Here is a 25,772-nt window from a genome sequence, read left to right as displayed (position 1 = left end):
CGCCCGCACCACCGACGAGCCACTAGGGAACGTCACGCTCTCGCGTCACTGTCCCGATGACACACTGCTGCCATGCCGACCGACATCGAGGGGATGCTTCACCGCGTGGTGAGTGACGTCTTCGGCGCGAGTGTAGAGGTCGACTACTCGGATCATCCCAAAGCTGTCGGGCACATTTTTCGTGCCCGGCTCACGTCGTCGGAAGATTCGACACGAACTGCCGGCCTGCGCGCGAGCCATGAATGGTCGGACGCCGTCATCTTCGATCTCGACACAGGGGTGAACGTCAGCGCCACGTTGTTCGAGTACGACGACGACGCTTCAAAAGAGGACAATCTGCGAGCGCTCGCGCTCGTCCTGCGCGCCTACCTTCGCGGGGAAGGGCGCGTGGAACATCGACCTTCGATGTTCCGCCGGAGGCCGCGACCGCGCTACGTCGTCACGATCGACGGGCGCGAATGGCGTCTAGGGAAGAGCTCGAGCCGAGTCGCATATCCGAAGTAGTCGATCACGTTCAGGCTGTGAACGGCGACGGACTCGACCGATTGCAGCCGCACACACGACCCACGAGACTGAAGGCATGGCGCGCGACGACCCGCAGGACACTCGGGAGTCCCCGCGATCCACATGGTGGGTGGGGCGCGCCTCGAAGCCGCGGGCCTGGTGGCGCGACGCGGTGTTCCCGGTCGTGTTCGCCGCGTGGATGACGATCAGCTACCTGGTGTCGCCCGACCGGAAGGGGGCCTGGGTACTGGTCGTCACGTGGATGATCGCCGGCGCCCTCGCGGCTTGGCCCTACTACTGCCATCGAGCGGGTCGGGACCTTTCAGACACGCGTCTGGATCGCTGGGCCGAGGCCCATCCGGTGCGCTTCTGGAGCGCCTTCGGCGGCGTGGCCGCCCTCGTGTTCGTGATCATCCAGATCACCTGACCGCCCGACAGGGAACCCGGAGCGAGCTCAGCTACCAGCCGAGGACTTCTCCGGCGTCCACGTCACCATGCTCGTTCTGGATAGCGTCGGCGAGCTTCTCGACCTCGTCGGGCTCGACCTCGACGCCGACTTCGTCGAATCCCTTGCGCAGCTCTTCGGCGACCGTGCCCTCGGTCGCGCCGTCCTGCCATGAGGAGACGCGGTCGACGACCAGCTGGACGGCCTCGAGCTCGGGGTTGCCTGGCGTATCTGTCTCAGTCATGTGCGGGGATGTACCCAGCGATCCCGGGCGTACGCGTCAGGCGATGCGGACGTTGCTGCGGTCCGGCGCGGCCAGCGGCCAGCCGGCCGGATCGTCCAAGGGACGACCCACCCTGCGGGCGTAGTGGTTCCAGTCCTCGGCCCGGCCGGCGAACCAGATGACCTGGCGCAGCATGAGGCTCTCGAGGTCGCCGGCCGCGACAGGGGGATGGCGACGACCGATCTCGTAGGCGATCTCGCGAGCCGCCCGGGCGTCCGCGGTCGCGTCGTGGGCGTTGTCGAGCGGGACGCCGTAGTAGGCAGCCACATCAGTGAGCCGGCGCGGCCCGAGACCGCCGCGCTCGATGCCCCAGTCGATGACATAGGGATCGACGACGAACAGGCGCTCCCAGTCGGGCTGCGTCAGGCCCCAGCGCGTCGCCTCGGCCCGCAGCATCGTGAGGTCGTAGGCGGCGTTGAACACGACGAGTCCCACGCCGCGCTCGATCAGGTCCTGCACCCAGGCGATGACCTCGGCGAGCGCGTCGACCGGCGCCGGAGCCCCGGCCAGGGCTTCGGCGGTGAGTCCGTGGACCGCCGCCGACGCCGGAGGGATCGGGACGCGGGGATTGACGAGCCCCGAGAAGTCGTGACCCCGATCGTCGAGCAGGGCGTAGCTCAGCACCCGGTCGGTCAACGGGTCCACGCCGGTCGTCTCGAAGTCGAGCGAGGCCAACGGCGTCAGGTGCCAGCCGGGGTGATCGCCGCGCGGCGGCGGCGTGGGTGAGCACGCCACACAGATCGTGCGCCAGTCGCCAGGCAGTCCGATGAGCCGTCCGGCCGCGATCTCCACGGTCACGTCGCACTCGGCACACCGTCCGGCGTACTTGTTGGCTCTCATGAGGATCACGGTAGGTGTCGGAGCGGACAACGGGACTTCACGACACGAAAGCGGTACGATCGTCTCACTTATTCCGGGAGGGAATCATGCCCAAGACGTCCTTCGGCGGCAAGACCGTCGTCATCACCGGCGCCGGCAGCGGGATCGGCCGCGCCGCCGCACTCCAGGCCGGCGACAAGGGAGCTCGCCTGCTGCTGACCGACGTCAACGCCGAGGGGCTCCAGGAGACGGCCGACCTCGTGGCCAAGGCAGGCGGCACCGTCGTGCACCACGAGGCGTTCGACGTCTCCGACGAGGACGCGGTCGCCGCGTTCGCCCACCGGTCGCTCACCGCGGCGGGCAGCGTCGACATCGTCATGAACGTCGCCGGCATCTCGACCTGGGGCCGCATCCAGGACCTCGACACCCTGCACTGGCGCGACTGCGTCGAGATCGACCTCATGGGACCCATCCACGTCATGTCGGCGTTCGTGCCGGCCATGATCGAGGCCGGCAACGGCGGTCACGTCGTCAACGTCTCGTCGGCGGCCGGGCTGTTCGGGCTGCCCGGGCACGCGCCCTACAGCGCCGCCAAGTTCGGCCTGCGCGGCGTCAGCGAGGTGCTGCGGTTCGACCTCCAGCAGTACGGCATCGGCGTCACCCTCGTCTGTCCCGGCGCCGTCGACACCCCGCTCGTGGGGACGGTCAACATCGTCGGCGTCGACCGTGACAACCCGGTCATCCGCAAGAACATCGGCCGCTTCCAGAAGCACGCGGTCAGCCCCGAGAGCGCCGCCGCCTCGATGATCCGTGGGGTGGAGAAGGGCAAGTACCTCGTCTTCACCTCCACCGACATCCGCGCCGGCTGGTACGCCCAGCGGTACGCGCCGTGGATCTACAACACGATCATGCGCCAGCTCAACCGCCGGTTCTCGGCGATCCTCACGAAGGCGCAGGCGACGCAGGACGCCTAGCGGCCTCCACCAGGGACCGGAACAACCCGGCGTCCTCGACGCGCTCGGGGTGCCACTGCACGGCGAGCCAGAACGGTCGCGACGGGTCCTCCATGGCCTCGAGCACACCGTCGGCGGCATGCGCGGAGGCGACGAACCCGGGGTGCTCGCGTACGGCCTGGTGGTGGTGGCAGTGCACCGAGCCCTTGTCGCCCACCGCGCGACCCAGCAACGTACCGGGCACGACGTCGACGTCGATGACGCCGAACTCGTCCCCGCCGGGTGAGTGGTCCTCGTGGCCGGCGATCTCCGGCACGTGCTGGTCGAGCGTGCCACCGCCGTGCACCGCCATGACCTGCATGCCGCGGCAGATGCCGAGCACCGGGAGCCCTGCGGCGGCTGCGGCGTCGAGCATCGCGAGCTCCCACGCGTCGCGATCCTCGCGCCAGCCGACCGTACGCTCGTGGGGTTCCGCGTCGTAGCGACCGGGGTCCACGTCGGCACCACCGGCGATGATCAGTCCGTCGATCCGCGCCGCCACCGACGCAGCGCCCTCGGGATCACCGGGCGGCAGCAGCACGGCGACTCCGCCCGCTGCCTCGATCGACCGCGAGTAGACCGCGTGCAGCACGTCGGCCTGCTCGTGCCAGATGCCCCACCGCGACTGCTCGCGATAGGTCGTGACTCCGATCAGTGGCCGCATGGTCACACCGGGGTGACGTACGCCCCGGAGATGCCGCCGTCGACGAGGAACGTCGACGCGGTCATGAAGGACGACTCGTCGGAGGCCAGGAACAGCACGGCGTTCGCCATCTCCTCGGGCTCGGCGAACCGGCCCAGCGGCACGTGCACCAGACGGCGCTCCGCCCGCTCCGGGTCGCTGGCGAACAGCTCGCGCAGCAGCGGGGTGTTGACCGGGCCGGGGCACAGCGCGTTGACGCGCACGCCCTCGCGCGCGAACTGCACGCCGAGCTCACGCGACATCGACAGCACGCCGCCCTTGGACGCCGAGTACGAGATCTGTGAGGTCGCGGCACCCATCACCGCTACGAACGACGCGGTGTTGATGATCGAGCCCTTGCCCTGCTCCAGCATGTACGGCAGCGCGGCCTTGCAGCAGAGGTAGACGCTCGTTAGGTTGACGTCCTGCACGCGCTTCCACGCCTCGAGGTCGGTGTCGAGGATCGAGTCGTCGTCCGGCGGCGAGATGCCGGCGTTGTTGAACGCGATGTCGACCGAGCCGTAGGTGTCCTTGGCGGTCTTGAACAGCGCGTCGACCTGCTCCTTGTCGGTGACGTCGACGTGCACGTACGTCCCGCCGACCTCCTCGGCGATGCCCGGACCCTTGGCGTCGTCCACGTCGCCGATGACGACGTTGGCGCCCTCCTCGGCGAAGCGGCGTACGGTCGCCAGGCCGATGCCCGAGCAGCCGCCCGTGACGACGGCGGTCCGGCCTGCGATGCGTCCTGTCATGTCTGTGTTCCTTTCGGTCCTTGAGCCTGTCGAAAGGACCTTTCGACAGGCTTCAAGGTGCGTTAGTCGTTCGAGATGAAGATGTTCTTGACGTCGGTGAAGGAGTGCGGGGCGTCCGGGCCGAGCTCGCGACCGATGCCGGACTGCTTGAAGCCGCCGAACGGCGTCCAGTAGCGCACCGACGAGTGCGAGTTGACGCTCAACGCTCCGGACTCGACGGCCCGCGACACCCGCAGCGCCCGGCCGACGTCCCGGGTGAAGATCGAGCCGGACAGCCCGAACTCGGTGTCGTTGGCCAGCTGCACGGCCTGCGCCTCGTCGTCGAACGGCATCACCGCGACGACCGGGCCGAAGACCTCCTCGCGCCAGATCCGCTGCTGCGGGTCGTCCGCCAGCACGACGGTCGGCGCGAACCAGTAGCCCGCACCCTGCGGCGCCGACCCGGAGAACGCCACGTCGACCTCGTCGACGAAACCCTTGACGGTGGCCTGCTGGCCCGCCGAGATCAGCGGCCCCATCTCACTCGTACGGTCCGACGGGTCGAGCACCTTGATGCCCTTGACCGCCGGCTCGAGCAGCGAGACGAACTCGTCGTACGCCGACCGCTCCACGAGGATCCGCGAACGCGCGCAGCAGTCCTGCCCGGCGTTGTCGAACACCGCCGACGGCGCCGACGCCGCTGCCTTGGCGAGGTCGGCGTCCGCGAACACGATGTTGGCGCTCTTGCCGCCCAGCTCCAGCGTCACCCGCTTCACCTGGTCGGCGCAGCCCGCCATGATCTTCTTGCCGACCTCGGTGGAGCCGGTGAAGCACACCTTGCGTACGGCCGGGTGGGTCACGAACCGCTCGCCGACGACCGAGCCCTTGCCCGGGATCACCGTGAAGACACCCTCCGGCAGCCCGGCCTCGAGACCCAGCTCACCGAGCCGGATCGCGGTCAGCGGCGTCAGCTCCGCGGGCTTGAGCACCACGGTGTTGCCCGCGGCCAGCGCCGGCGCGAAGCCCCAGCCCGCGATCGGCATCGGGAAGTTCCACGGCACGATGATCCCGACGACGCCGAGCGGCTCGTGGAACGTCACGTCGATGCCGCCGGCGACCGGGATCTGGTGCCCGGTCAGACGCTCGGGTGCGGCCGAGTAGTAGTTGAGGACGTCGCGGACGTTGCCGGCCTCCCAGGTCGCGTTGCCCCAGGTGTGCCCGGAGTTGCGGACCTCGAGCTCGGCGAGCTCCTCGACGTGCTCGTCGACGAGCTGCGCGAAGCGGCGCAGCAGCCTGGCCTTCTCGCCGGGTGCGACGTCACGCCAGCGCGGAAATGCCTCCGCGGCCCGTGCGATCGCGGCGTCGGTGGCCGCCAGGTCAGCCATCTCGACCTCGACGACCGCTTGCTCCGTCGCCGGGTTGACGACGGTGTACGTGTTGCTCAATGCAGTTCCTTACATTCTCTCGAAGCCGCGGCGCAGCTCCCAGTCGGTCACGGCGGCGTCGAACGCGGCGAGCTCGACGTCGGCCATGTTGGTGTAGTGGTCCACGACCTCGTCGCCGAACACCTCGCGGGCGATCGCCGATCCGTGCCAGGCCTCCCGGGCCTCGCGCAGCGTCGTCGGCACCTTGGGCTTGTCGGAGGCGTACGCGTTGCCGGTCTGCTCAGGCTCGAGCTCCAGCTCGTGGTCGATGCCGTACAGGCCACCGGCCACCATCGCGGCGAGGGCGAGATAGGGGTTCGTGTCGCCACCCGGCACGCGGTTCTCGAGGCGCGCCGACGGACCCTTGCCGACCAGGCGTACGGCACAGGTCCGGTTGTCCAGGCCCCAGGCGATCGTCGTCGGGGCGAACGAGCCACCGGCGAACCGCTTGTAGGAGTTGATGTTGGGCGCGTAGAGCAGGGTGAAGTCCCGCATCGTCGCCAGGATCCCGGCGATGAACCGGTCGTACGTCGGTGTGCGCGCGTCGCCGTCCCAGAACGCGATGCCGCCGTCGGTGTTCCGCAGCGACAGGTGGATGTGGCAGGAGTTGCCCTCGCGCTCGTTGTACTTCGCCATGAACGTCAGCGCCTTGCCGTGCGCCGAGGCGATCTCCTTGGCGGCGGTCTTGTAGACCGCGTGGTTGTCGGCGGTCACGAGTGCCTCGTCGTAGAGGAAGCCGATCTCGTGCTGGCCGAAGTTGCACTCGCCCTTGGCGCCCTCGACGTTCATACCCGCGGCGTACATCGTGTTGCGGATGTCGCGCAGCAGCGGCTCGACCCGCGTCGTCCCGACGATCGAGTAGTCGATGTTGTACTGGTTGGCCGGCGTCAGGTCCTGGTAGCCGCTCGACCACGCCGCTTCGTACGTCGTGTCGAACAGGATGAACTCGAGCTCGGTGCCGGCGAGTGCCGTGAAGCCGGCGTCGGCGGCCTTGGCGAGCTGCGCCTTGAGGATCGTGCGCGGCGACTGGACGACCGGCTGGTGGTCGAGCCAGACGAGGTCGCACTGGATCATCGCGGTCGCGGGCAGGTGCGTCAGGACCCGGATCGTGTCGAAGTCGAGGGCGAACTCCATGTCGCCGTAGCCCTTGTCCCACGACGACATCTCGTAGCCGTCGACCGTGTTCATGTCGACGTCGACGCTCAGCAGGTAGTTGCAGCCCTCGGTGCCCGCCTCGACGACGAAGTCGAGGAAGTACTGCCCGTGCAGCCGCTTGCCCTGCAACCGGCCCTGCATGTCGGTGAACGCGACGATGACGGTGTCGATGTCGCCCTCCTCGATCTGCACGCGCAGCTGCTCGAGGCTCAGCAGGTGGGGGTGTCGCTGGGTCATCGACTCGTACCTCTCATCTTGGGCAGGTTCACATGAGCCCCCGGAGCAGGGCTGCGGTGTCGTCGCAGTGACTCTCCATGACCCGCCGCGCCTTGGTGGCGTCGCCGGCGAGGATGGCTTCCACGATCGCGGCGTGCTGCTGGCGCGAGTGGTCGATGTTGCGGTCGAGGACCGGGATCGCGCCGAGCATCTCGTGCAGCCGGACCTGCACGCTCGTCACGGCGTCGATCAGCAGCGGCGACTCGGTCAGCGACGCGATCGCGAGGTGGAACTGGGCGTCGGCCTGGCGGTGCACGGCCTTGCCGGCGGCCGAACTGACCCGCTCCAGCGACGCCCGGAGCAGCTCGGTCTGCGCCTCGGTCAACGTACGTGTGGCGGCCGCGTGCGCGGCTCCGGGCTCGACGATCCGGCGGAACTCGAGCGCGTCAAGCAGCTCGTCGCGGGGGCGCTCGAGCTTGGTCGAGGCACCGGGCTCCTCCGGGTGGAACTCGACGACGCTGCCGCCGCCGCGCCCTCGCCGGGTGGTCAGCAGGCCGGCGTCGCGCAGGGCGCCGATCGCCTCGCGGAGCGTCGAGCGGGACACACCCATGCGCTCGGCGAGCTCGCGCTCGGGCGGCAGCGTGCTGCCGTCGGGATAGATGCCGAGGCGGATCGACGTCGCGAGCATCTCGACGCACGACTCGAACGCGTGATGCGCGCGGAGCGGGCGGAGGACGGCGGCCGCGAGGTCGTCCTGCGCGTCCACGACGGCGTCGTCGGTCTCCGCCATGCCGCCTCCCGTCGCCGCCTTAAGGTCTGATATCGAACCTTATCGGCACGGCCAAGCGTATGTCTACGGGCTCACGAGGCGGACCCACACCGTCGCGTCAGCCGGCAGCGCCCCGTCGACGAGCGGCTCACTGCCGAGGAGCACGGACCACGCGGGGTCGAGGGCAACGGCGTCCGACCCGAGGTTGGTGACCGAGGCGATGTCGCCCCGCCGGAACGCCAGGACCGAAGGCCCGAGGTCGAGCCACGACATCGCGGCCGTACGCAGTTCGGCCTCGGCCCGCCGCAGGAGAAGGCTCTCGCGGTAGAGGGTCAGGGTCGACGACGGGTCACCGTCCTGTGCCTCGACCGACAGTCCCGCCCAGCCGGCCGGCTGCGTCAGCCAGGTCTTCGTGCCCGGCTCCGGCGAGAACCCGAACGGCCGTCGATCGCCCGACCACGGCAACGGCACCCGGCAGCCGTCGCGGCCCGGGCTCGTGCCGCCCGTCCGGACGTACATCGGGTCCTGCAGCTCAGCGCGGTCCAGGTCCTCCACCTCCGGCAGCCCGAGCTCGTCGCCCTGGTAGACGTACAGCGACCCCGGCAGCGCCGCGACCAGCAGCGCCGCCGCACGCGCCCGCCGCAGGCCGAGCACCTCGTCGGTCGGCACGCCCCACGCCTTGGTGTCGAAGTCGAACGACGAGTCCGCGCGACCGTAACGGGTCACCGGCCGGGTCACGTCGTGGTTCGACAGCACCCAGGTGCACGGCGCAGCGACCGGCTCGTGCGCGGCGAGCATCAGGTCGATCGACTCCCGCAGCTCCCCGGCGTCCCAGGCCCGCGTCATCAGGTCGAAGTTGAACGCCGTGTGCATCTCGTCGGGGGCGAGATAGCGTGCGAACCGTCCGGCATCCGGCAGCCAGACCTCGCCGACCAGCATCCGCGGTTCGTCGTACGAGTCGGCGACCGCCCGCCACCGCCGGTAGATCTCGTGCACCTCGTCACGGTCGAGGTTGGGGTGAGCGCCGAGAGCGTGCGTGCCGTCGTCCTCCGGCAGCGCCGGATCCTTCATGATGTGCGCCGCCGAGTCGATGCGGATCCCGGCGACCCCGCGGTCGAACCAGAACCTCAGGATGTCCTCGTGCTCCCGCACGACATCGGGGTGCGTCCAGTTGAGGTCGGGCTGCTCGGCGGCGAACAGGTGCAGGTACCACTCCCCCGGCGAGCCGTCCGGCTTCGTCGTGCGGGTCCAGACGTCACCGCCAAAGTTGTTCTTCCAGTGCGTCGGCGGCTCGGATCCGTCGGGGCCCTTGCCGGGGTGGAACCAGAACCGTCGGCGCGCGTCCGAGCCCGGCGGCGAAGCCAGCGCCTCGACGAACCACGGGTGCCGGTCGGACACGTGGTTGGGCACGACGTCGATGATCGTGCGGATCCCCCGCTCCCGCGCTTGGCTGATCAGCGCCTCGGCCTGCTCCAACGTGCCGAACACCGGATCGATGCGCCGGTAGTCCTGCACGTCATAGCCGCCATCAGCCAACGGCGACACGTACCAAGGCGTGAACCAGATCGCGTCGACCCCGAGGCGCTCCAGGTGGGGCAGGCCCTGGCGTACGCCCTCGAGGTCCCCCACCCCGTCGCCGTCGGCGTCCCGGAAGCTGCGCGGATAGATCTCGTAGACGACCGCCGTGCGCCACCAGTCCGGCTGGGTCATCCCTTGAGCCCGGAGTGCGCCAGCCCTTCGACGAACTGCTTCTGCGCGATCAGGAACACCGCCAGGACGGGCGCCACCGTCATGGTCGCCGCGGCAAGCTGGGTGTTCCACATCTCGCCGCCGTACGCATCGGTGTAGCGCGTGAGCGCCTGCGGGAGCGTGAACAGGTCGGGCGACGTGATGTAGACCGTCGGCTCGAGGTAGAGGTTCCACGAGGCGAGGAACGTCAGGATCGCGACGGCGGAGAGAGCGGGCTTGGCCAGTGGCAGGAAGATGCGCCACCAGATGCCGACCTGGCCCAGGCCGTCGAGCCGCGCGGCCTCCTCGAGCTCACCGGGCAGCGCGATGAAGAACTGGCGCATGATGAACGTCGCCAGCACGCAGGGCGCCGCCAGCGAGGTGACCAGGATCAGGGGCCAGTGGGTGTTGATCATGCCGAGGTCCTTGAACATCTGGAACAGCGGCACGATCGTCACCTCGCTCGGCACCAGCAGCCCGATCAGCACCACCAGGAACAGCAGGTTCTGGCCGGGGAACTTGATGCGCGCGAACGCGTAGCCGGCGAGGCTCGAGACGAACATCGTGATCATCGTGACGAGCACCGCGATGTAGACGCTGTTGAAGTACTGCCGCGCGAAGGGCTGGAAGTCGAACGCCTCGCGGTAACCGTCGAGGGTCGGCGAGTCGGTGAAGATCGTCGGCGGTGACGCGAAGATCTCGCTCAGCGGCTTGAACGACGACGCGATCATCCAGATCGTCGGCACCGCGAACGGCAGGGCCATGACGACCAGTGCGGCGTAGAGCGCGATCCGCCGGACGATCGCGGCGCGATCCCGCGTGCGTACGCGCGGCTGGATGACGCGAGGCAGCTCGATCCGCGGCGCGGTCTCAGTCCTCATAGAAGACCCACTTTCTGCGGAGCTGCCACTGCAGCACCGTCAGGATCATGACGAACGTCAGCAGCATGAGCGCCAGCGTCGAGCCGTAGCCGATGTCGTTGAACGAGAACGCCTGCTGGAAGACGTAGTAGACGAGCACCGTCGTCGACAGCTCCGGACCGCCCTTGGTCAGCACTGCGATCTGGGCGAACGCCTGCAGGGCGCCGACGATCGTGATGATCGCGGTCAGCAGCAGGGTCGGCGAGATCAGCGGCAGGGTGATCCGGGTGAAGATCTTGCGGTTGCTGGCGCCGTCGATGCGGGCCGCCTCGTGGAGCTCGCTGGGCACGCCTTGCAGCGCCGACAGGAACAGCACCATGTTGACGCCGACGCTGCGGACGACCTGGGTGATGACGACCGCGACCATCGCGGTGTCGCCGCTCTGCAGCCAGTTGGGGCCCGGGATCCCCACCTGCTCGAGGACGCCGTTGATGCCGCCGTTGTCCTGCAGCAGGAAGCCCCACACCAACGTCCAGGCGACGACCGACACGACCACGGGTGAGAAGAACAGCGTGCGGAAGAACGTCACCCCGCGGAACTTCCGGTTGAGCATGACCGCGAGGCCGAGGCCGAGGGCGATGTTGAGCACCACGACACCGATCGAGAAGATGGCCGTCGCGGCGAGGACCTTGGGCAGCTGCGGGTCGTCGAGCAGCTGCGCGTAGTTCTCGCCACCGACGAAGTCGAGGTCGCCGGTGAAGACGTTCCAGTCGTTGAGGCTGTAGTAGATCGCGAGGCCGACCGGGAAGATCACGAAGACCAGCACGCCGAGGAGCTGTGGCGCGATGAAGAGGTAGCCCGTCAGCGCGTCGCGGCGCGACAGCGTCCAGAACCGCTTCGTGCGCGCCGGCGCCCCCAGGGGGGCATCGACCGATGCCCCCCTGGCCCCCGAGCGGGTGGTCACGGTCGTCACTTCGCGAGCAGCGGATCGATCGCGGAGCAGACCGAGGTCAGCACCTTCTTGACGTCGGCGCCGGGCTTCCACATCGCGTCGAGCGCGGTCTTGCCCTTCTGGGCGATCTCGGCCGGGCTGGTGTGGTTGGGCAGGGTCACTGCGTCAGCCAGCTGGTCCACGACGACGCTCTGCAGCTGTGCGGCATTGAGCTTCGGGTTGTTCGCGGCGAGGGTCTTGCCCGACAGCAGCGAGGTGCGCGGCGGCGGGAAGAACTGGGCGAGCTTGGCGGCGTTCTCCGGGTTCGTCAGGTACGCGAGGAAGTCGGTCGCCTCGTCCACGTGCTTGCTGGACTTGAGCACACCGACACCGGCCTGCCCGAGCACCGACGCCTTGCCTGCCGGACCAGCGGGCAGCGGGTAGATGTCGTACTTGAAGGAGCCGTCGAGGAGCGAGGCGCGTGACACCTGGGCGACGGTGAAGGCCGAGTCGCCGGCGAAGAAGTCAGCTGTGGTGCCCGGTCCGGGCATCGACTTGTCGACGTAGACCGCGTCGTGCAGGAACTGGAACGCGTCGACCATCTTGTCGCTGTCGAACTCACACGTCTTGCCGTCCTTGCTCCACGCCGAGGCGCCGAAGCCGGTCCAGACCGTCGCCAGGGTCTGCCAGTTGGCGAAGTCGAAGTCGCGGATCACGAAGCCGCCCTTGCCGGTGGCCTTGTTGACCGCGGCGCCGACCTTGGAGACCTGGTCCCACGTCAGGTTGGCCGGGTCAATCTTCGCCTTGGCCTTGGCGAGCAGGTCCTTGTTGACGTAGAGGCCGAACGGCGAGTTGCTGAACGGGTAGGCGTACAGCTTGCCGTCCTCGGTGTACTCCGACGTGACGCTGCCGAGCAGGTCGTCGTAGTTCCAGCCCTTCGTGTCCTTGAGCTTGTCCGTCAGCGGCACGAGGGCGTCCGACGCGATGAGGTCCTTGGAGAGGTCGCCCATCCACGCCAGGTCCGGCGAGTTGCCACCGGCGATCTGGGTCGTCAGCGTCGTGTTGTACTCCGGGAACGGCAGGCTGTCGAACGTGATCGACTTGATCTCCTTGTGGTCAGCCTTGTAGGCGTCGGCGATCTTGTTGAACAGCGCGAGCTGCGCCTCGTCAGCGGTCCAGACCGTCATGCGGAGCTTCACACTGTTGGGGCCGGACTCGCCGCCACCGGAGTCGGAGCCGCTGCACGCGGACGCCACCATCGCGACGGCAGCAGCCAGGGCAGCGACCCTGACCAGCTTCTTCGTTGTCTTCATGGGTTCTTCCTTCAGTAGCCGAGGATCTCGGGCCAATGGATTTCAACCCCCGCCTCGACGAGGCGGGTTTGGAACTGGCGGACCAGCTCGGGTACCGAGACGACATCTCTCGGAAGAATCGATCGCTCCAGGCAGAACGTCGCGAGCTCACCGGCGGACTCGCCGATGTTCCACTCGACGGGATGCAGCCGGTAGGCACCGTTGGTGATGTGTGTCGTGCCGATGTTCTTGGCGGCCGGCAACAGGTTCTGGGTCGCCACGGGCACCAGGGCACCCAGCGGGATCTCGAACGGTGCGCACTCGACGTCGATGTAGTTGTCGCCGCCCGTCGAGGGATGCAGGTCGATCCGGTACATCCCGATGCCGACCGAGTCGTCGAACGTCGCCGGGCCGGCGTGACCGCGTACGCGAACCGAGACGTCCTGCTCCACCACGGTCTTCACGGCGCGGATGCGTCGCGACTCCCGGATGTAGGGCGCCTGGGCGAAGCCGTCGTCGCTGCCGAGCACGTCCCCGCGCAGCCGCAGTCCCGGCCAGCCCGTGCCGCCGTCGGGACGCGGCGCCTCGGTCTGCAGCCAGTAGAAGAACGACCTCGACTGCTCCTTGGCCGCGGCGAGGTGCCGCTCGCGCTCCGGGTTGTCGACGATCGAGCCGCCGAGGTAGTCGAGCTGTGGCCAGTTGGCGAGCACGATGTCGCTCTCGTACGCGCCGCGCTGGAACGTCGCCCGTGCGGCGATCCGCCGGAACTCCCAGAGGTCGCTGTCGCCCGCGTCGTAGCGCGGGTCCTCGGGCGCTCCCTCGGTCAGCTTGGGATTGACGTGAAGCGTGCGCACCTCTGGGGTGAGGGTGCGTGGGTGCGGCGCGGTGAACGACAGCATCGTGTCGCCCCAGAACGACGGCTGGTAGGTCCGCCAGTAGTCGTAGGTCGCGGGCCGCTCGATCGTGTGGTCGGCGCCCTCCTCGTGGTCGAACGCGAAGCACCAGGCGATCGACTGCACGTTGTCGGGGTCAGCCTTGTCGGGCGCGCTCGGCTCGCCGGTCTCGGCGCGCGACTCGGTGCCCACGACGTACGCCGTGCCGGTCAGCGGCAGCAGGTCGCCGGTCTCGGTCGCGTCGAGCACCATCGCTGCCTCGACCACGACCTCCTCGCCGGTGTGGAGAGGCGCCAGCGTCACCGAGCCGACGACGTCGTCGGACACCTCGGCGGCCACCGGGGCGTACGGCTGGAGGATCGTGAGCCGGCCGCTCGACAGGTGGGGCGCCAGCATCTGGGTGATCACCGCGAGCGCGACCCGCGGCTCGTGGCACAGCCTGCTGACGCGACCCCGCCCGGGGTTGAGCTGGAGGTCTCGCCGGGCGAGGTCGGTCAGCGGATAGTGGTCGCGGTAGTAGCGACGGATGCCCTCGCGCAGCGCTCGGTAGCCGGCGGTGACACCGAACTGCTCGACCCAGATGTGCTCGTCGGGCGGCACACCCTGGGAGGTGAGCTGCCCGCCGAGCCATGGGTACTGCTCGGTCAGCACGACGCGCTGGCCGCGGCGCAGCACCGCGAGGGCGGCCGCGACGCCGCCGAGCCCGCCGCCGATGACGGCGACGTCGGTGTGAAGAGTCCTCATGCCCGCTGGACCAACGTCTCGCCGAGCTCGAGCTGGCCGGGCAGCAGGCGCTGGGTGTCGAGGCCGGACCACTCGTCGGACGGTGTCGTGACGAGCTGCTGGAGCAGGTTGAGCGCCTCAGCGGCGACCTGCTGGCGCGGCACCTGGAAGCCCGACAGCGGGTGACCGTTGGCGCGATGTCCCCGCACCTCGCCGAGCGCCGTCAGCGACACCTGCTCGGGCGCGGCGATCCCGGCCTTGCCGAGGGCGAGCGCCACGTCCTCGGCGAGGAACGCGTCCTCCGCGAACACCAGGGTCGCGCCGGTCCGGGCCAGGTCGTCGACGATCGTGTCCACACCGTCGACCAGCGTGAAGCGCGGGCCACCGGACGCGTTCGAGGCGTGGATCTCCTGGAGGCGGTCACGGGCCGTGGGGCTGTTGCGGCCGCGATGCACGTAGAGCGCCTCGCGGTGTCCGAGGTCGGCGGCGCGCGCGATCAGCTCGGCGGTGAGGCTGACGTAGTCGATGCCGACGTACGGCACCTTGGCCGTGGTCTCGTCGCGGCGGCCGACGGCGACGAACGGGAACTCCTCGTCGACGAGCCGCTTGAGGTCGTCGCCGTCCATCTGCTGACCCAGCAGGATGCAGCCGTCGGCCAGGCGCAGCCGGGTCTTGCGGTGGAACAGGCTGCGCGTGCCGTCCTCGACGGGTGAGCTGGTGAAGAACAGCAGGTCACAGCCGACCTGCTCGGCGGCCCGCTCGAGCCCGTTGAGCAGCGGACCGTAGAAGTCCATGCTCTCGGGCGACAGCGCCGCCTCGTACGTGAAGACGCCCATGATCTGGTTGTCGAGGCCGGCGAGGCGGCGGGCGGCCGGATCGGCGACGTAGGTCGACTGCTCGATCGCCCGCTTGACCCGCTCACGGGTGGCTTCGGGGATGCGCACGTTGGAGCCGTCGCGGTCGTTGAGGACCATCGAGACCGTCGTCTGACTGACCCCCGCGATGCGGGCGATCTCGCGCTGCGTCACGTTGCGCGCCTTGGGTGCCATGCCGTTCCCATCCCTCGTCCGTACGAATAGGCCGAGACGCTAATACGTATTTTCAGATCCCGCAACCCCCTTGACACATTCCTGTAACCCCGCGCAGCATGGCACCCACGCTCATCGCTAATAGGGATTATCAAATGGGCGCGGAACGGCAGGCCTTCCTGCCCTCAGGAGATGATGATGACGTCCGAGACCCCTCGATCCCCCATGTCCAGACGCGGCTTCCTCGGCGCGACGTTCGCCGCCGGGGTGCTCCTCGCCGCCGAGCCGAGCCGGGTCGTCGCGGCCACGGCGGCGGCCGGAGACGTGACCCTCAGTGCGAGCGGGGTCAGCATCCTCGCGAGTCCCGGTGGCCGCCTCGCGATCCGCGACGCGGCCGGAGTCGTCCGCTCGCAGGGCTCGAAGTTCCAGGTCAAGGACAGCGCCGCCGGTGTCCAGATCTCGACCGGTGGCACGCCGAGCCTCGTCACGCTGGCGGACGGCACCCGGGCGATCCGCATGGACTACGTCATGCCGGCGACGGCCGGCGCCACGACGGTCTACGGCCTGTTCTGGGTGTCGACCAACCACGTGCACCTCGAGTGGCACACCACCGGTCCCTCAACCCTGGTCCCCGACGGGTTCCTGTTCAGCCGGGCCATCGCCGGCGCGACCGAGCCCGACCGGTTCGTCCCGATCACCGAGTGGGTCCGCGACACCGGTGGCGGCATCCCGTACGAGGACACCGTCGGCATCGCGCACGCGTCGACGTGGGGTGCGCTGCACGGCATGTTCCTGCTCGAGCGGTCCAAGCAGGACTGGACCAACGCGACCTGGATCCACTGCTCGGCGAAGCCGCAGGCCGACGGCAGCCTGCTCAGCCAGGCCGACTTCTACTTCAGCGAGACCCGCCCGTCGGCGACGGCCGTGATCGGCACCAGCCGCGAGCTCGGCGTCGAGCTGTGGACCGACCGGGACTTCAACATCTGGGACGCCGCAGGTCAGACGATGTCGGTCACGGCTCTCGTCGCGAACGGCAGCTCGAGCGCCCGCAATGTCGTGCTCTCGTGGTGGGTCAAGGACTTCAACGGCGCGACCCTGAAGACCGAGTCGGTGACGGCGCCGGTCTCCGCAGCCTCGACCTGGGAGCACACCTTCACCCTGCCCGCGCCCGCCTACGGCATCTCGGTCGCCGAGGTCACCGCCGCGAGCGGTGACGACGAGGCGTTCGCGCGCACGAACCTGACGGTGCTCCCGCCGGCGGACTACGCGGCGGGCGAGCAGAGCATGTTCGGCATCGCCAACTACCCCTGGCTGCAGGTGCCGTCGGCGACCGCCCTGCTCGACCTGTGGCAGAAGGTCGGCATCAACTGGGTCCGCATCTCGTACGCAGGAGGGCCCGGCCTGCCGCCGTCGGCGTTCGACCAACGCGGCATGCTCCACAACATCGAGCTCCAGCCGAGCCTCGACGTCACCGACGCGGTCGCTGCCCAGTGGGCGGCGGACAAGCTCGCTGTGGCCGTCGCCGCCGGTGCGACGTACTTCGAGGTCGGCAACGAGCTCAACCGGCCATTCAACACCGGCGTCGCCGCCCAGGCGTACATCGACAAGGCCCTGCGACCGGTCGTCGAGCGCCGTGCCGCGACCGGCGCGGACATCAAGATCCTCAACAACGGCCTCGCCGGCATGGACAAGCCGTGGTTGGAGAACTTCCATGCCGCCGGCGGCTGGGACCTGATCGACGGCTTCGCCTATCACCCCGGCCGCGGCAACTTCACGCCCGACTACGACCCGCCCGAGCCGTACGACGCCACGAGCGAGGGCCGCTACTGGAACTTCGCAGGCGGCCTGCGCCAGCTCAAGGCGCTCATGGCGGACTACGGTGAGAAGGAGATCTGGCTGACCGAGGCGTACGCCTGCACGCGACCCAACGGGTGGTGGAACGACACCTATCGGCACGCCGCCGAGAACGTCTTCCTGACGCTCGCTCTCGCCAAGGCCGAGGGCATCCGCAACGTGTGCTGGTACCAGTTCCACGACAGCGTGCTGGGCAACGCGCAGGCCGCCGACCCGGACAACGTCGAGTACCACTTCGGCCTGATGAACCGCGACGTCAGCGCCAAGCCGTCGCTGCTGGCGTACGCCACGGCGGCGCGGACGTTCGACCAGGCGACCTACCTCGGACCTCTGGCGTTCGACGACGCGAAGACCAAGGGGCTGGTGTTCGACACCCCCGACGGTCACGCCGCAGTGCTGTGGAACCGCGCCGACGGCTACATCCTCAACCCCGACCACGAGCCCTCGCCCGAGCGCAACTTCCCTGCGCCGGAGGTCTGGGTCGATCCGTGGCCGACCAAGACCAGCCTGACGGTCGCGACGTCGGGCACGAGCGCGACGCAGGTCGACGCGATCGGGCAGCGGACCTCGCTCGCGGTGACGAACCGCCGCACCACCCTGACGCTCGACGGCGCCCCACGGATCATCTACGGCCTGGAGCTCTCGGGCAACGGCACGGTCAAGAAGGGCGGAGTCTTTCGCCTGAAAGATCGAAAAGGGGCTTGAGGCTGACGGTCACAGGGACGCGGCGGCCACCGACGTCGAGCTGGTAGGTGCCGGCTCGCACGTACGCAGCATCGGCGGTCGCGCCGTCGGGGGCGTGCACCCAGGCGAGACCGACCCCGGCGCCGACGGTCGCACCCCACGCACCGGACGTGGCCTGGCCGGCGGCGACCCCGTCACGTACGAGCAGCTCACCGCCCCAGGCCATGACCTCCGGGTCCTCGAGGACGAACGAGACGAGGCGGCGTGACGGTCCGGCAGCCTTGGCCTTCTCGACGGCGGCACGGCCGAGGAAGTCGATGTCGGTGCCGAGCTTGCAGGTGAAGCTCAGCCCGGCCTCGACGGGATCGACCTCGGGCGTGAGCTCGCGGCCGTACGCGCGATAGCCCTTCTCGAGGCGCATCGACTCGATCGCGTAGTAGCCGGCGTCGACCAGCCCGAGTTCGCGGCCGTCCGCCTTGAGGACGTCGTAGAGCTGCAACGCGTCGGGGGTGCGGACGTACAGCTCCCACCCGAGCTCGCCGACGTACGTGATGCGGGTGGCCCGCACGGTGATGCCGGCGAGCTCGATCTCGCGGCTGGCACCGAACGGGAACGCGTCGTCGCCGACGTCGGACTCGGTGAGGCCGGCCAGCAGCTCGCGCGAGCGCGGTCCCATGAGACCGAAGACGGCCAGTCGGTCGGTCACGTCCTGGATCTGCGCGTCGAGCCCGGCCGGGATGTTGCGCCGGATCCAGTCCTGGTCGCGCTCCGTCGTCGCCGAGCTCGCGACGAGGAAGAACTCGTCGTCGTGCACCCGGGTCACCGTGAGGTCCGACTCGTAGCCGCCGCGCTCGTTGAGCAGGGCGGTGTAGACCGTCTGGTCGGGTGCGACCGCGACGTCGTTGCTGCAGATCCATTGCAGGGCGGCCTCGGCGTCGGCGCCGTGCACGACGTACTTGGAGAACGACGACTGGTCGAAGATCGCCACGGCCTCACGGCAGGCCCGCTGCTCGGCCGCCGACCACGGCAGCCAGTTCTGCTTGCCCCAGGCGTACTGGATCGCCGGGTCCACCGCGGGCGGGGCGAAGAAGTTGGCACGCTCCCAGCCCATCTTGCTGCCGAAGCCGGCGTTGGCGTCGGCGAGGCGTTCGTAGACCGGCGAGGTCCGCAGGGGGCGCGCGGTGTCGTACTCGCGGTTGGGCCACGGCACGGCGTAGTGGAGGCCCAGCACCTCGGTGACCCGGGCGCGCAGATAGGCCTTGTCGTTCTGGAACGGCGCGAACCGGCGGATGTCGACGGCCAGCAGGTCGACCGTCGGCTCGCCCTCGAGGATCCACTCGGCGAGCGCCCGCCCCGCGCCGCCGGCCGATGCGATGCCGACGGAGTTGAAGCCGGCGCCGACGAAGAACCCTCGCACGGAAGGCGCCTCGCCGAGGATGAACTGGTTGTCGGGCGTGAAGCTCTCGGGACCGTTGTAGAACTTGCGGATGCCGGTGTCGTGAAGGGCGGGGATCCGTTCCAGGGCGCTGTCCATCAGGATCTGGAAGTGGTCCCAGTCCTCGTCGAGCAGCTGGAACTCGAACGGGTAGGGGATCTGGTCGGGTGCGACCCACGGCTTGGCCTCGGGCTCGAAGCCGCCGACGACGAGCCCGCCGACCTCCTCCTTGAAGTACGTGTAGCCGTCGGGGTCGCGCAGGATCGGCAGGTCGGGGCGGACGCCGTCGATCTGGTCCGTCACGACGTAGAAGTGCTCAGCGGAGTGCAGCGGTACGGCAACGCCGAGCTGCGCCGCCAGGTGGTGCGCCCACTGGCCGGCGCAGTTGACGACGATGTCAGCCTCGATGTCGCCCTGGTCCGTCCGGACGCCGGTGACCGCGCCGCCGTCGACGAGGACCTCGGTCACACGTACGTGCTCGACGACAGTGGCTCCTCGTTGCCTGGCGCCCCGAGCCAGCGCCTGGGTCAGGTCGGTCGGGTTCGCGGTGCCGTCGCCGGGCAGCCAGATGCCGCCGACGAGATCACCGGTCTCGAGCAACGGGTAGCGCTCGCCGGCCTGCTCGGGCGTGAGCAGCTCGCACTCCAGGTCGTACGCCGCGGCGGTGGCGACCGTGCGGCGCAGCTGCTCCATGCGGTCCTCGGTGCGGGCGACCGTGACGCCGCCGCACCGCTTGAAGCCCGAGCTCAGCCCGACCTCGTCCTCGAGCTGTTCGTAGAGCGCCGCACTGTACTGCACCAAGGTCGTACCGGCCTGCGTCGCGCGGAGCTGGCCGACCAGCCCAGCGGCGTGCCACGTCGTGCCCGAGGACAGCTCGCCCTGCTCGAGCAGCACGACGTCGCTCTCGCCGGCCTTCGTCAGGTGGTAGGCGACGCTCGTCCCGACGACGCCTCCGCCGATGATGACGATCCTGGCCCTGCTGGGGACGCTCATCCTGCCGCCGCCTCCAGCCAGGTGCTGAACTCCCGGCTGCGGAAGTCGGCAACCGCCTTGTCGAACCGCTCCTGGCCCCAGCCGTGGAAGTCGAAGTCGTCGTCGTTGGTCGCGGCCTGGATGAAGCCCCACAGCGACCAGCCGTAGCGCGACACCGTCGCCTGCAGCCGGGCCCGCGCGACCAGGGCCGGGTCCTCGTGGCCGACGTACGCGGTGACGAGCTCGGCAAGGTGGTCGTCGTCGAGCTCGCACTCGGTCCAGGAGTTGCCGAGCTCGAAGTAGGCGTCGTTGTTGCCCGCGTAGTCGTAGTCGATCAGCCAGATCCGGTCACCGTCGTCGACGATGTTGCCCGCGAGCAGGTCGTTGTTGCACGGCACCGTCGGCAACGGCCGCGACGCGAGGGCGCCCTGGATGCGCAGGAAGTCCGCGCCGTACGAGACGTAGTCGTCCGGGATCGGGAAGCCCTTCGTCACGCACGTACGCAGGTAGGTCGGCTGGCGGACGAACATGTCGAAGTCGGTCGAGAAGCGGGGCCCGGAGTGCAGCATCCTGATCGCGGCCGCGACGCGAGGGATCGTTCCCGGCGTGCGGAGGTCGGCGTTGACGTAGCTGCGACCGCCCACGTACCCGATGACCAGGACGCCCAGGTCGGGTCGGTAGTCGACGAACGGCGCACCGGCTCCGGACGCCTCGGCCGCCTTGGTGTTGTAGGACTCGGCCTCGCGGTCGATCCCGAGCAGCGAGCTGTCGCTGCGCGCAAGGCGTACGACGTACTCACCCGTGGGTGTCGTGACCTTGAGGTTCTGGTTGGTCAGGCCCCCTGACAGCTCCTCGACGGTCCGCGGGGACTCGGCGAGCACTGGCACCTGGTCCAGCACCGCATCGATGTCGACCATCCCCAAACCCTACCCGCGGGCCCGGCAAAAGGTCTAGACGGATCGCGCTCGTCGGCCCGGCGTGGCGCCGAGCCGTCAGACCGGCTCGATGTTGAGCTCGGGGACGGAACCGGGGTCGATGCCGGTGTTGAGGCTGATGCGGGTGCGATCGGGGCGGTAGCGGTCGTGGGCGTACTCCACCGGTGTGCCCGTCACGGTCGACGCCTTGCGGGTCACGAGCATCAGTGCCGAGCCCGGCTCGACCTCCAGCAGCCCCGCGTGCTCCGGCGTCGAGATCTCCGGCTCGAGCCACTCCTTGGCCTTGTGCGGTGCCAGGTCGTAGTGCTGGCGCATCAGCCCGTACAACGACCCCGTGAGCCCGTGGTCGAGGAACCCCGGAAAGAGGTGAGCCGGCAGGTAGGTCTCCTCGAGCGCCAACGGCACCCGGCGCGCAGAACGTACGCGGACGACCTCGATGACGTCGCGATCGCGACCGAGCTCGAGCGCGGTGGCCATCTCCGGCGAGGCCGTGACGATGCCGGCCCGCACGATCCGGGCACCTGCGCGTACGTTGGCTCGGCGCATGAGCTCGGTAAACCCGGGCAGCCCGCTGAGGTCGACCTCGATGCGAGGCTCGCGGACGAAGTTGCCGCCCGAGCGGCCGCGACGGCGCTCGATGTAGCCCCGGGCCTCGAGCGATCCGAGCGCCTGCCGCAGCGTCATGCGGCTCACGCCCAGTCCGGCGGCCAGCTCCTCCTCAGGCGGGAGCTTGTCGTCAGCTCGCACCTTGCCCGACCCGATGCGACCGAGGAGCCAGGACGCGATACGGGCGTGTGAGGGACCATTGTCCGTCATCGCCGAGAGGTCGGGCTTGTCGCCCAACGCCTCGTCATCGACTTGCAAGGTCCTCACACGCCCGACCGTATCGCGCCGTGACTAGTCGTCGAACGCCTCCACCACCGCGGTGTCGATCGTGTGCTTGGGACCCGTGAACCACTTCTTCGCCGAGGCGTGCCACCAGACAGTCAGCAGGATCAATGCTCCACCGGTCAGGATCGGGGCGTAGTTCACGAACTTCCACGAGAAGCCCTCGTGCCCGGGGATCGCCAGCGGCGTGAACGGCAGGACGAAGTAGACACAGATGATCGCGATCTCCGCGACCGCCACGAGGTTCATCCACTTGTACTTGTCACCGTTGTTCCAGCTGCCGACCTGGAACGAGTCGCCCATCTTCCAGCGCAGCCAGATCGGGATCAGGAAGGCGAGGTAGAGCCCGATGACCGCGACCGAGACGACGGCGTAGAAGGCGATCGGCAGGATGATCGGATCCTTCGCGGTGCCCGTGTTGACCTCGATGAGCGCCGGCAGGGTGATGAGCGCACCGATCACCGAGACGAACATGACGGCGTTGGCCGGCACCTTGGACGCCGAGACCTTCGACCAGATGCCGGAGCCGGGGATCGCACCGTCGCGACTGAACGCGAACGTCATGCGCGAGGCGCTCGTCAGGCAGGCGACTGTGCAGAAGAACTGACCCGCCGTGGAGATGATCAGGATGATCGCGTGCCACGGACCGTCCGGAAGTGCCTGACTGAAGATCGTGTCCACTGCCGATCCGCCCGCGTTGATCGCGTCCGTCACACCTTGCGGCTCACCCACCGCGAACAGGAAAGCCAGGAGGAGCAGCCAACCGCCGATGGCCGAGTACGCGATCGAGCGCCAGATGCCCTTTGCGGCACCCTCGGATGCTGCCTGCGTCTCCTCGGAAAGGTGGGCCGAGGCGTCGAACCCGGTGATCGTGTACTGCGTCAGCAGGAATCCGAGAGGCAGGACGAGGAACCAGAAGTGCGCACCGTGCGTCGCTCCACCGTCGTAGCCGGAGTTGTTGATGTGCCCTGACACGACCCAGTCGAGGGACTGGTGCGCCTTCGGCACGAACACGAGGATCCCGATCACGAGGGCGACGCCGAACACGTGCCACCACACCGAGATGTTGTTGATGATGGCCATCAGGTGACCGCTGAAGATGTTGAGCAGCGCGGCCAGGACGAGCAGGATGACGAACAGCACGAAGACCCGCTTGAGGCTGTAGTCCTCCGCCCAGGAGTCGCTGATCGTGCTCAGGGTGATGTCGAGGAACGTCGCACACCCGTACGCCACGGATGCCGTCACGGCGATCAGGCCGATCAGGTTGAGCCAGCCGGTGAAGAATCCTGCTGCAGGTCCGCCCATCTTGGACGCCCACCAGTAGATGCCGCCCGACGTCGGGTAGGCCGAGACGAGCTCCGACATCGTGAAGCCGATGATGAGGATGAACAACGAGATGACCGGCCAACCCCACGTGATGGCGATGGGACCACCGTTGCTCCACGCCTGGCCAAAGGTCGTGAAGCAGCCCGCGAGGATCGAGATGATCGAGAAGGAGATCGCGAAGTTCGAGAAGCCCGACCAGGAGCGGTCGAGCTCCTGCTTGTAACCGAGCTCCGCAAGGCGCTTCTCGTCCTCGTTGAGGGGAATCTCTGACATGTGACGCACCCAACTCTCAGAAGAAGTTGGTGCATGCTAGCGCGGGTCAGAGGTATGAATCTAGACCTTTGTTGCTTTCGTTCTCAGGTGTTCACACGACGGAAATCGAACGCGACTTCGCCGACGTCAACTCGATTCGTCGTCGCGTGCCTTGTCGGCCTGCGCCCGCTTGAGCTCGTCGCGCTCGCCACGGAGGCGCTTGACCTCGTTCTTGCGGTGCTTCATCTGCATGCTCGTCCCGGTGATGACCAGCGCCAGCAGCGCGCCGGCGATCACCCCGCTCAAGGTCCCGGCGCGGAAGCCTGGCGCCTCGACGTCGAAGATCCGCTCCCCCGCGTGTGCGGCCTTGCTGTTGCCCGCCACGACCGAGAGCGTCAGCCAGTTGGGCGCCGCGAGCAGCAGCGCCATCACCACGACAACGATGCGCCACGACCAGCTGAAGAAACGCCGGCGGATCTGGAAGAGCAGCAGCAGCGGAACGAGCGTGAACACGAATCCGTAGAACAGCCCCCACAGCGTGCCCTTGGTGAGGCTGTCACCGACCTGGTCACCCACCCGGTGGGCCCACCACCGTGGGAAGAACGCCGCCGAGATCCGGAAGCCGATGTACGCCACGACGAGCAGCACGATCGCCAGGACGATCCGCTTGACCCAGGTGCCCGGCGCGATGTCGGGCTGCTCCCGGATCTTGCGATCGAGTGCGTCGTCCTCATGGGGCTCGTTGGTCGCCGCCGACTCGTCCTGGGTCATGGCCACATCATGGCAGTGCGGAGCGTTCCCTGCCCATCATCGGAAGGCGTCGGACATGGCCTGCCACTCCTCGGCGTCGACGACGCCGTCCTGCGTCAGCCCCGCCGAGGCCTGCAGCTTCTCGACGGCCGCCCGGGTCACCGTGCCGAAGTAGCCGTTGCGGTCCGCGCTCGGCATCCCGAGAGCGGTCTGGAGGAACAGCGACGCCCGGCCGACGTACCCGGGCTTGATCGTGCTGCCGGAGTAGTTCTCGACGCCGTACGCGACGGCCTCGCTGCGCGTGATCCCGGCCAACGCGTTGTACGTGACGCTGCCCGGGCTCAGCGACGCCCAGGTCGGCTGGTCGAGGGCTCCGGTGTACGGGATGTCGTGGGCCGCTTGATACTTCCGCACGGCGGTCCAGGTGGCCGCGTCGAACGTCGAGGTCTTGGCGACCTTGAGCAGGGTCTGCGCCTTGGCGACGGTGGCCCCGGTGTGCCCGTACGCCCGGTCGCCCAGCGAGGTCTTCTTGAGCAGCGACGAGGCCTTCTGGCACGCGCCGAAGCGCGGTGTGCTGGTGCGGGCGGCGTACGTGCCGGTGAAGCGGATGCACGGACCGAGGTCGATCGCGCCGACCTTGCCGGTCCAGAACGAGGTGTTGCCGCGGGCACCGTTCCAGCTGAACGAGATGTGCACGTGGTCGGTGTGGTCCGAGCTCGCCCGCCAGCCGTCCGCGGCGCGGTAGATCGCCCAGATCTTCTTGTTGTAGATGATGTACATGATGCCGAGGCGCCGGGCGTTGCGACCGTTGTTGGCCGTCGCCCAGCCGATGAAGTTGGCCGCCGCGGCGCGTTCGCTCGTGTCGCCGACGTCGACCATCCAGTCCCACGCCCGGCCCTCGCTGTGCTCCGAGACGCCCTCGGTGCAGCCATGACTGATCGCCCCGGCGCCACCCTCGCCGTACGTCGCGAGGACCAGGGCACGCAGCTTGGTGACTCCCGGGAGGTCGATCGGGCTGCACGAGACCTGGGGCAGGTAGGGCGAGGCCGGGTCGAGCTCCGCCGGCAGGGTCACCGGAGCCTGCAGGCCCTTGGGACTCGACGGCAGCGTGATCGGTGGATCGCCGGCCACGGCGGGCGACGCCAGCAGGGCGAGCACCGCGACGCACGAGGCGAACACGACCAGCAACCTGCGCATCGTC

The 25,772-nt window shown here is 68.8% G+C and carries 23 protein-coding genes; 4 read left to right on the top strand and 19 right to left on the bottom strand.

Translation table 11 applies throughout. The features are described from left to right. Positions 1-72 precede the first annotated feature (72 nt). Positions 73-504 (top strand): hypothetical protein, encoded by a 432-nt coding sequence (locus ASE12_RS15225; protein ID WP_056402408.1) that lies wholly within the window; start codon positions 73-75, stop codon positions 502-504. 76 nt (positions 505-580) lie between these two features. Beyond that, positions 581-931: a hypothetical protein gene (locus ASE12_RS15220; RefSeq protein WP_157412968.1), complete on the top strand. Its 351-nt coding sequence runs from the start codon at positions 581-583 to the stop codon at positions 929-931. A 31-nt stretch (positions 932-962) separates the two neighbouring features. On the opposite strand, the gene ASE12_RS15215 is transcribed toward ASE12_RS15220, so the two are convergent. Both ASE12_RS15215 and ASE12_RS15210 read right to left on the bottom strand, forming a co-directional pair. Beyond that, positions 963-1,193 carry a hypothetical protein gene (locus ASE12_RS15215; protein WP_056402400.1) on the bottom strand — a complete coding sequence of 77 codons (231 nt, stop codon included), beginning with the start codon at positions 1,191-1,193 and terminating at the stop codon, positions 963-965. A 36-nt stretch (positions 1,194-1,229) separates the two neighbouring features. Further along, on the bottom strand, positions 1,230-2,072 hold the full coding sequence (locus ASE12_RS15210) for an exonuclease domain-containing protein (protein WP_157412966.1): 843 nt from the start codon (positions 2,070-2,072) through the stop codon (positions 1,230-1,232). An 86-nt stretch (positions 2,073-2,158) separates the two neighbouring features. On the opposite strand from ASE12_RS15210, the gene ASE12_RS15205 reads away from it, so the two are divergent. Continuing rightward, positions 2,159-3,025, top strand: a complete 867-nt coding sequence (locus ASE12_RS15205; RefSeq protein WP_056402394.1) for an SDR family oxidoreductase — start codon at positions 2,159-2,161, stop codon at positions 3,023-3,025. Here ASE12_RS15205 and ASE12_RS15200 read toward each other — a convergent pair. The 11 genes from ASE12_RS15200 to ASE12_RS15150 all read right to left on the bottom strand — a co-directional run bounded on the left by ASE12_RS15200 (position 2,994) and on the right by ASE12_RS15150 (position 15,496). After that, positions 2,994-3,707, bottom strand: a complete 714-nt coding sequence (locus ASE12_RS15200; protein ID WP_056404886.1) for a gamma-glutamyl-gamma-aminobutyrate hydrolase family protein — start codon at positions 3,705-3,707, stop codon at positions 2,994-2,996. The genes ASE12_RS15205 and ASE12_RS15200 overlap by 32 nt on opposite strands. 2 nt (positions 3,708-3,709) lie before the next feature. Further along, entirely contained in the window at positions 3,710-4,477 is a 768-nt protein-coding gene (locus ASE12_RS15195; protein WP_056402392.1) for a 3-oxoacyl-ACP reductase, read from the bottom strand. A gap of 62 nt (positions 4,478-4,539) precedes the next feature. Continuing rightward, positions 4,540-5,901 carry an aldehyde dehydrogenase gene (locus ASE12_RS15190; protein WP_082582310.1) on the bottom strand — a complete coding sequence of 454 codons (1,362 nt, stop codon included), beginning with the start codon at positions 5,899-5,901 and terminating at the stop codon, positions 4,540-4,542. 9 nt (positions 5,902-5,910) lie between these two features. Continuing rightward, positions 5,911-7,272: a glutamine synthetase family protein gene (locus tag ASE12_RS15185; protein ID WP_056402389.1), complete on the bottom strand. Its 1,362-nt coding sequence runs from the start codon at positions 7,270-7,272 to the stop codon at positions 5,911-5,913. Between the two features lie 28 nt (positions 7,273-7,300). After that, a complete protein-coding gene (locus ASE12_RS15180; protein WP_056402386.1) occupies positions 7,301-8,041 on the bottom strand; it encodes a FadR/GntR family transcriptional regulator in 741 nt (246 codons plus the stop codon). Between the two features lie 63 nt (positions 8,042-8,104). Further along, the gene (locus tag ASE12_RS15175; protein WP_056402382.1) at positions 8,105-9,730 is read right to left on the bottom strand and encodes an alpha-amylase family glycosyl hydrolase; all 1,626 of its coding nucleotides are present in this window, start codon (positions 9,728-9,730) and stop codon (positions 8,105-8,107) included. Continuing rightward, the gene (locus ASE12_RS15170) at positions 9,727-10,629 is read right to left on the bottom strand and encodes a carbohydrate ABC transporter permease (RefSeq protein WP_082582309.1); all 903 of its coding nucleotides are present in this window, start codon (positions 10,627-10,629) and stop codon (positions 9,727-9,729) included. The genes ASE12_RS15175 and ASE12_RS15170 overlap by 4 nt, the downstream gene beginning before the upstream one ends. Then, complete coding sequence (locus ASE12_RS15165; protein WP_082582487.1) at positions 10,619-11,572, bottom strand: carbohydrate ABC transporter permease; 954 nt, start codon at positions 11,570-11,572, stop codon at positions 10,619-10,621. Before ASE12_RS15165 ends, ASE12_RS15170 begins: the two co-directional genes overlap by 11 nt. Before the next feature lie 5 nt (positions 11,573-11,577). After that, complete coding sequence (locus ASE12_RS15160; protein WP_056402380.1) at positions 11,578-12,852, bottom strand: sugar ABC transporter substrate-binding protein; 1,275 nt, start codon at positions 12,850-12,852, stop codon at positions 11,578-11,580. A gap of 11 nt (positions 12,853-12,863) precedes the next feature. Then, on the bottom strand, positions 12,864-14,468 hold the full coding sequence (locus ASE12_RS15155) for an FAD-dependent oxidoreductase (protein WP_056402377.1): 1,605 nt from the start codon (positions 14,466-14,468) through the stop codon (positions 12,864-12,866). Beyond that, the gene (locus ASE12_RS15150; RefSeq protein ID WP_056402374.1) at positions 14,465-15,496 is read right to left on the bottom strand and encodes a LacI family DNA-binding transcriptional regulator; all 1,032 of its coding nucleotides are present in this window, start codon (positions 15,494-15,496) and stop codon (positions 14,465-14,467) included. Before ASE12_RS15150 ends, ASE12_RS15155 begins: the two co-directional genes overlap by 4 nt. Before the next feature lie 204 nt (positions 15,497-15,700). Between ASE12_RS15150 and ASE12_RS15145 the strand changes: the two genes are divergently transcribed. Further along, the gene (locus ASE12_RS15145; protein WP_200955036.1) at positions 15,701-18,034 is read left to right on the top strand and encodes a hypothetical protein; all 2,334 of its coding nucleotides are present in this window, start codon (positions 15,701-15,703) and stop codon (positions 18,032-18,034) included. On the opposite strand, the gene ASE12_RS15140 is transcribed toward ASE12_RS15145, so the two are convergent. From ASE12_RS15140 to ASE12_RS15115, 6 genes are all read right to left on the bottom strand, one after another. Next, positions 17,988-20,441: an FAD-dependent oxidoreductase gene (locus ASE12_RS15140; RefSeq protein WP_056402373.1), complete on the bottom strand. Its 2,454-nt coding sequence runs from the start codon at positions 20,439-20,441 to the stop codon at positions 17,988-17,990. The genes ASE12_RS15145 and ASE12_RS15140 overlap by 47 nt on opposite strands. Beyond that, positions 20,438-21,337 carry a phosphotransferase gene (locus ASE12_RS15135; protein WP_056402371.1) on the bottom strand — a complete coding sequence of 300 codons (900 nt, stop codon included), beginning with the start codon at positions 21,335-21,337 and terminating at the stop codon, positions 20,438-20,440. Before ASE12_RS15135 ends, ASE12_RS15140 begins: the two co-directional genes overlap by 4 nt. Before the next feature lie 75 nt (positions 21,338-21,412). After that, complete coding sequence (locus tag ASE12_RS15130) at positions 21,413-22,228, bottom strand: GntR family transcriptional regulator (protein ID WP_082582308.1); 816 nt, start codon at positions 22,226-22,228, stop codon at positions 21,413-21,415. 24 nt (positions 22,229-22,252) lie between these two features. After that, positions 22,253-23,842 carry an amino acid permease gene (locus ASE12_RS15125; RefSeq protein WP_056402366.1) on the bottom strand — a complete coding sequence of 530 codons (1,590 nt, stop codon included), beginning with the start codon at positions 23,840-23,842 and terminating at the stop codon, positions 22,253-22,255. A 126-nt stretch (positions 23,843-23,968) separates the two neighbouring features. Next, positions 23,969-24,592, bottom strand: coding sequence for a hypothetical protein (locus ASE12_RS15120; RefSeq protein WP_056402364.1), 624 nt, complete (start codon positions 24,590-24,592; stop codon positions 23,969-23,971). Positions 24,593-24,628: 36 nt separating this feature from the next. Further along, positions 24,629-25,768 carry a peptidoglycan-binding protein gene (locus ASE12_RS15115; protein WP_056402362.1) on the bottom strand — a complete coding sequence of 380 codons (1,140 nt, stop codon included), beginning with the start codon at positions 25,766-25,768 and terminating at the stop codon, positions 24,629-24,631. Positions 25,769-25,772: the final 4 nt, after the last annotated feature.

This window comes from Aeromicrobium sp. Root236 (assembly GCF_001428805.1).
Classification (GTDB): Bacteria; Actinomycetota; Actinomycetes; order Propionibacteriales; family Nocardioidaceae; genus Aeromicrobium.
The sequence above is the reverse complement of the archived record's forward strand: the minus strand, read 5'-3'. Positions and strand labels throughout refer to the sequence as shown.

Bases quoted from the DNA above. Each gene is read 5' to 3' on its own strand.
- ASE12_RS15225 (WP_056402408.1), top strand. From the start codon at position 73: ATGCCGACCGACATCGAGGGGATGCTTCACCGCGTGGTGAGTGACGTC.
- ASE12_RS15175 (WP_056402382.1), bottom strand. From the start codon at position 9,730: ATGACCCAGCCGGACTGGTGGCGCACGGCGGTCGTCTACGAGATCTAT.
- ASE12_RS15145 (WP_200955036.1), top strand. From the start codon at position 15,701: ATGTCCAGACGCGGCTTCCTCGGCGCGACGTTCGCCGCCGGGGTGCTC.
- ASE12_RS15115 (WP_056402362.1), bottom strand. From the start codon at position 25,768: ATGCGCAGGTTGCTGGTCGTGTTCGCCTCGTGCGTCGCGGTGCTCGCC.
- ASE12_RS15220 (WP_157412968.1), top strand. From the start codon at position 581: ATGGCGCGCGACGACCCGCAGGACACTCGGGAGTCCCCGCGATCCACA.
- ASE12_RS15200 (WP_056404886.1), bottom strand. From the start codon at position 3,707: ATGCGGCCACTGATCGGAGTCACGACCTATCGCGAGCAGTCGCGGTGG.
- ASE12_RS15150 (WP_056402374.1), bottom strand. From the start codon at position 15,496: ATGGCACCCAAGGCGCGCAACGTGACGCAGCGCGAGATCGCCCGCATC.
- ASE12_RS15195 (WP_056402392.1), bottom strand. From the start codon at position 4,477: ATGACAGGACGCATCGCAGGCCGGACCGCCGTCGTCACGGGCGGCTGC.
- ASE12_RS15185 (WP_056402389.1), bottom strand. From the start codon at position 7,272: ATGACCCAGCGACACCCCCACCTGCTGAGCCTCGAGCAGCTGCGCGTG.
- ASE12_RS15205 (WP_056402394.1), top strand. From the start codon at position 2,159: ATGCCCAAGACGTCCTTCGGCGGCAAGACCGTCGTCATCACCGGCGCC.
- ASE12_RS15135 (WP_056402371.1), bottom strand. From the start codon at position 21,337: ATGGTCGACATCGATGCGGTGCTGGACCAGGTGCCAGTGCTCGCCGAG.
- ASE12_RS15125 (WP_056402366.1), bottom strand. From the start codon at position 23,842: ATGTCAGAGATTCCCCTCAACGAGGACGAGAAGCGCCTTGCGGAGCTC.
- ASE12_RS15140 (WP_056402373.1), bottom strand. From the start codon at position 20,441: ATGAGCGTCCCCAGCAGGGCCAGGATCGTCATCATCGGCGGAGGCGTC.
- ASE12_RS15215 (WP_056402400.1), bottom strand. From the start codon at position 1,193: ATGACTGAGACAGATACGCCAGGCAACCCCGAGCTCGAGGCCGTCCAG.
- ASE12_RS15170 (WP_082582309.1), bottom strand. From the start codon at position 10,629: ATGAGGACTGAGACCGCGCCGCGGATCGAGCTGCCTCGCGTCATCCAG.
- ASE12_RS15120 (WP_056402364.1), bottom strand. From the start codon at position 24,592: ATGACCCAGGACGAGTCGGCGGCGACCAACGAGCCCCATGAGGACGAC.
- ASE12_RS15160 (WP_056402380.1), bottom strand. From the start codon at position 12,852: ATGAAGACAACGAAGAAGCTGGTCAGGGTCGCTGCCCTGGCTGCTGCC.
- ASE12_RS15155 (WP_056402377.1), bottom strand. From the start codon at position 14,468: ATGAGGACTCTTCACACCGACGTCGCCGTCATCGGCGGCGGGCTCGGC.
- ASE12_RS15180 (WP_056402386.1), bottom strand. From the start codon at position 8,041: ATGGCGGAGACCGACGACGCCGTCGTGGACGCGCAGGACGACCTCGCG.
- ASE12_RS15210 (WP_157412966.1), bottom strand. From the start codon at position 2,072: ATGAGAGCCAACAAGTACGCCGGACGGTGTGCCGAGTGCGACGTGACC.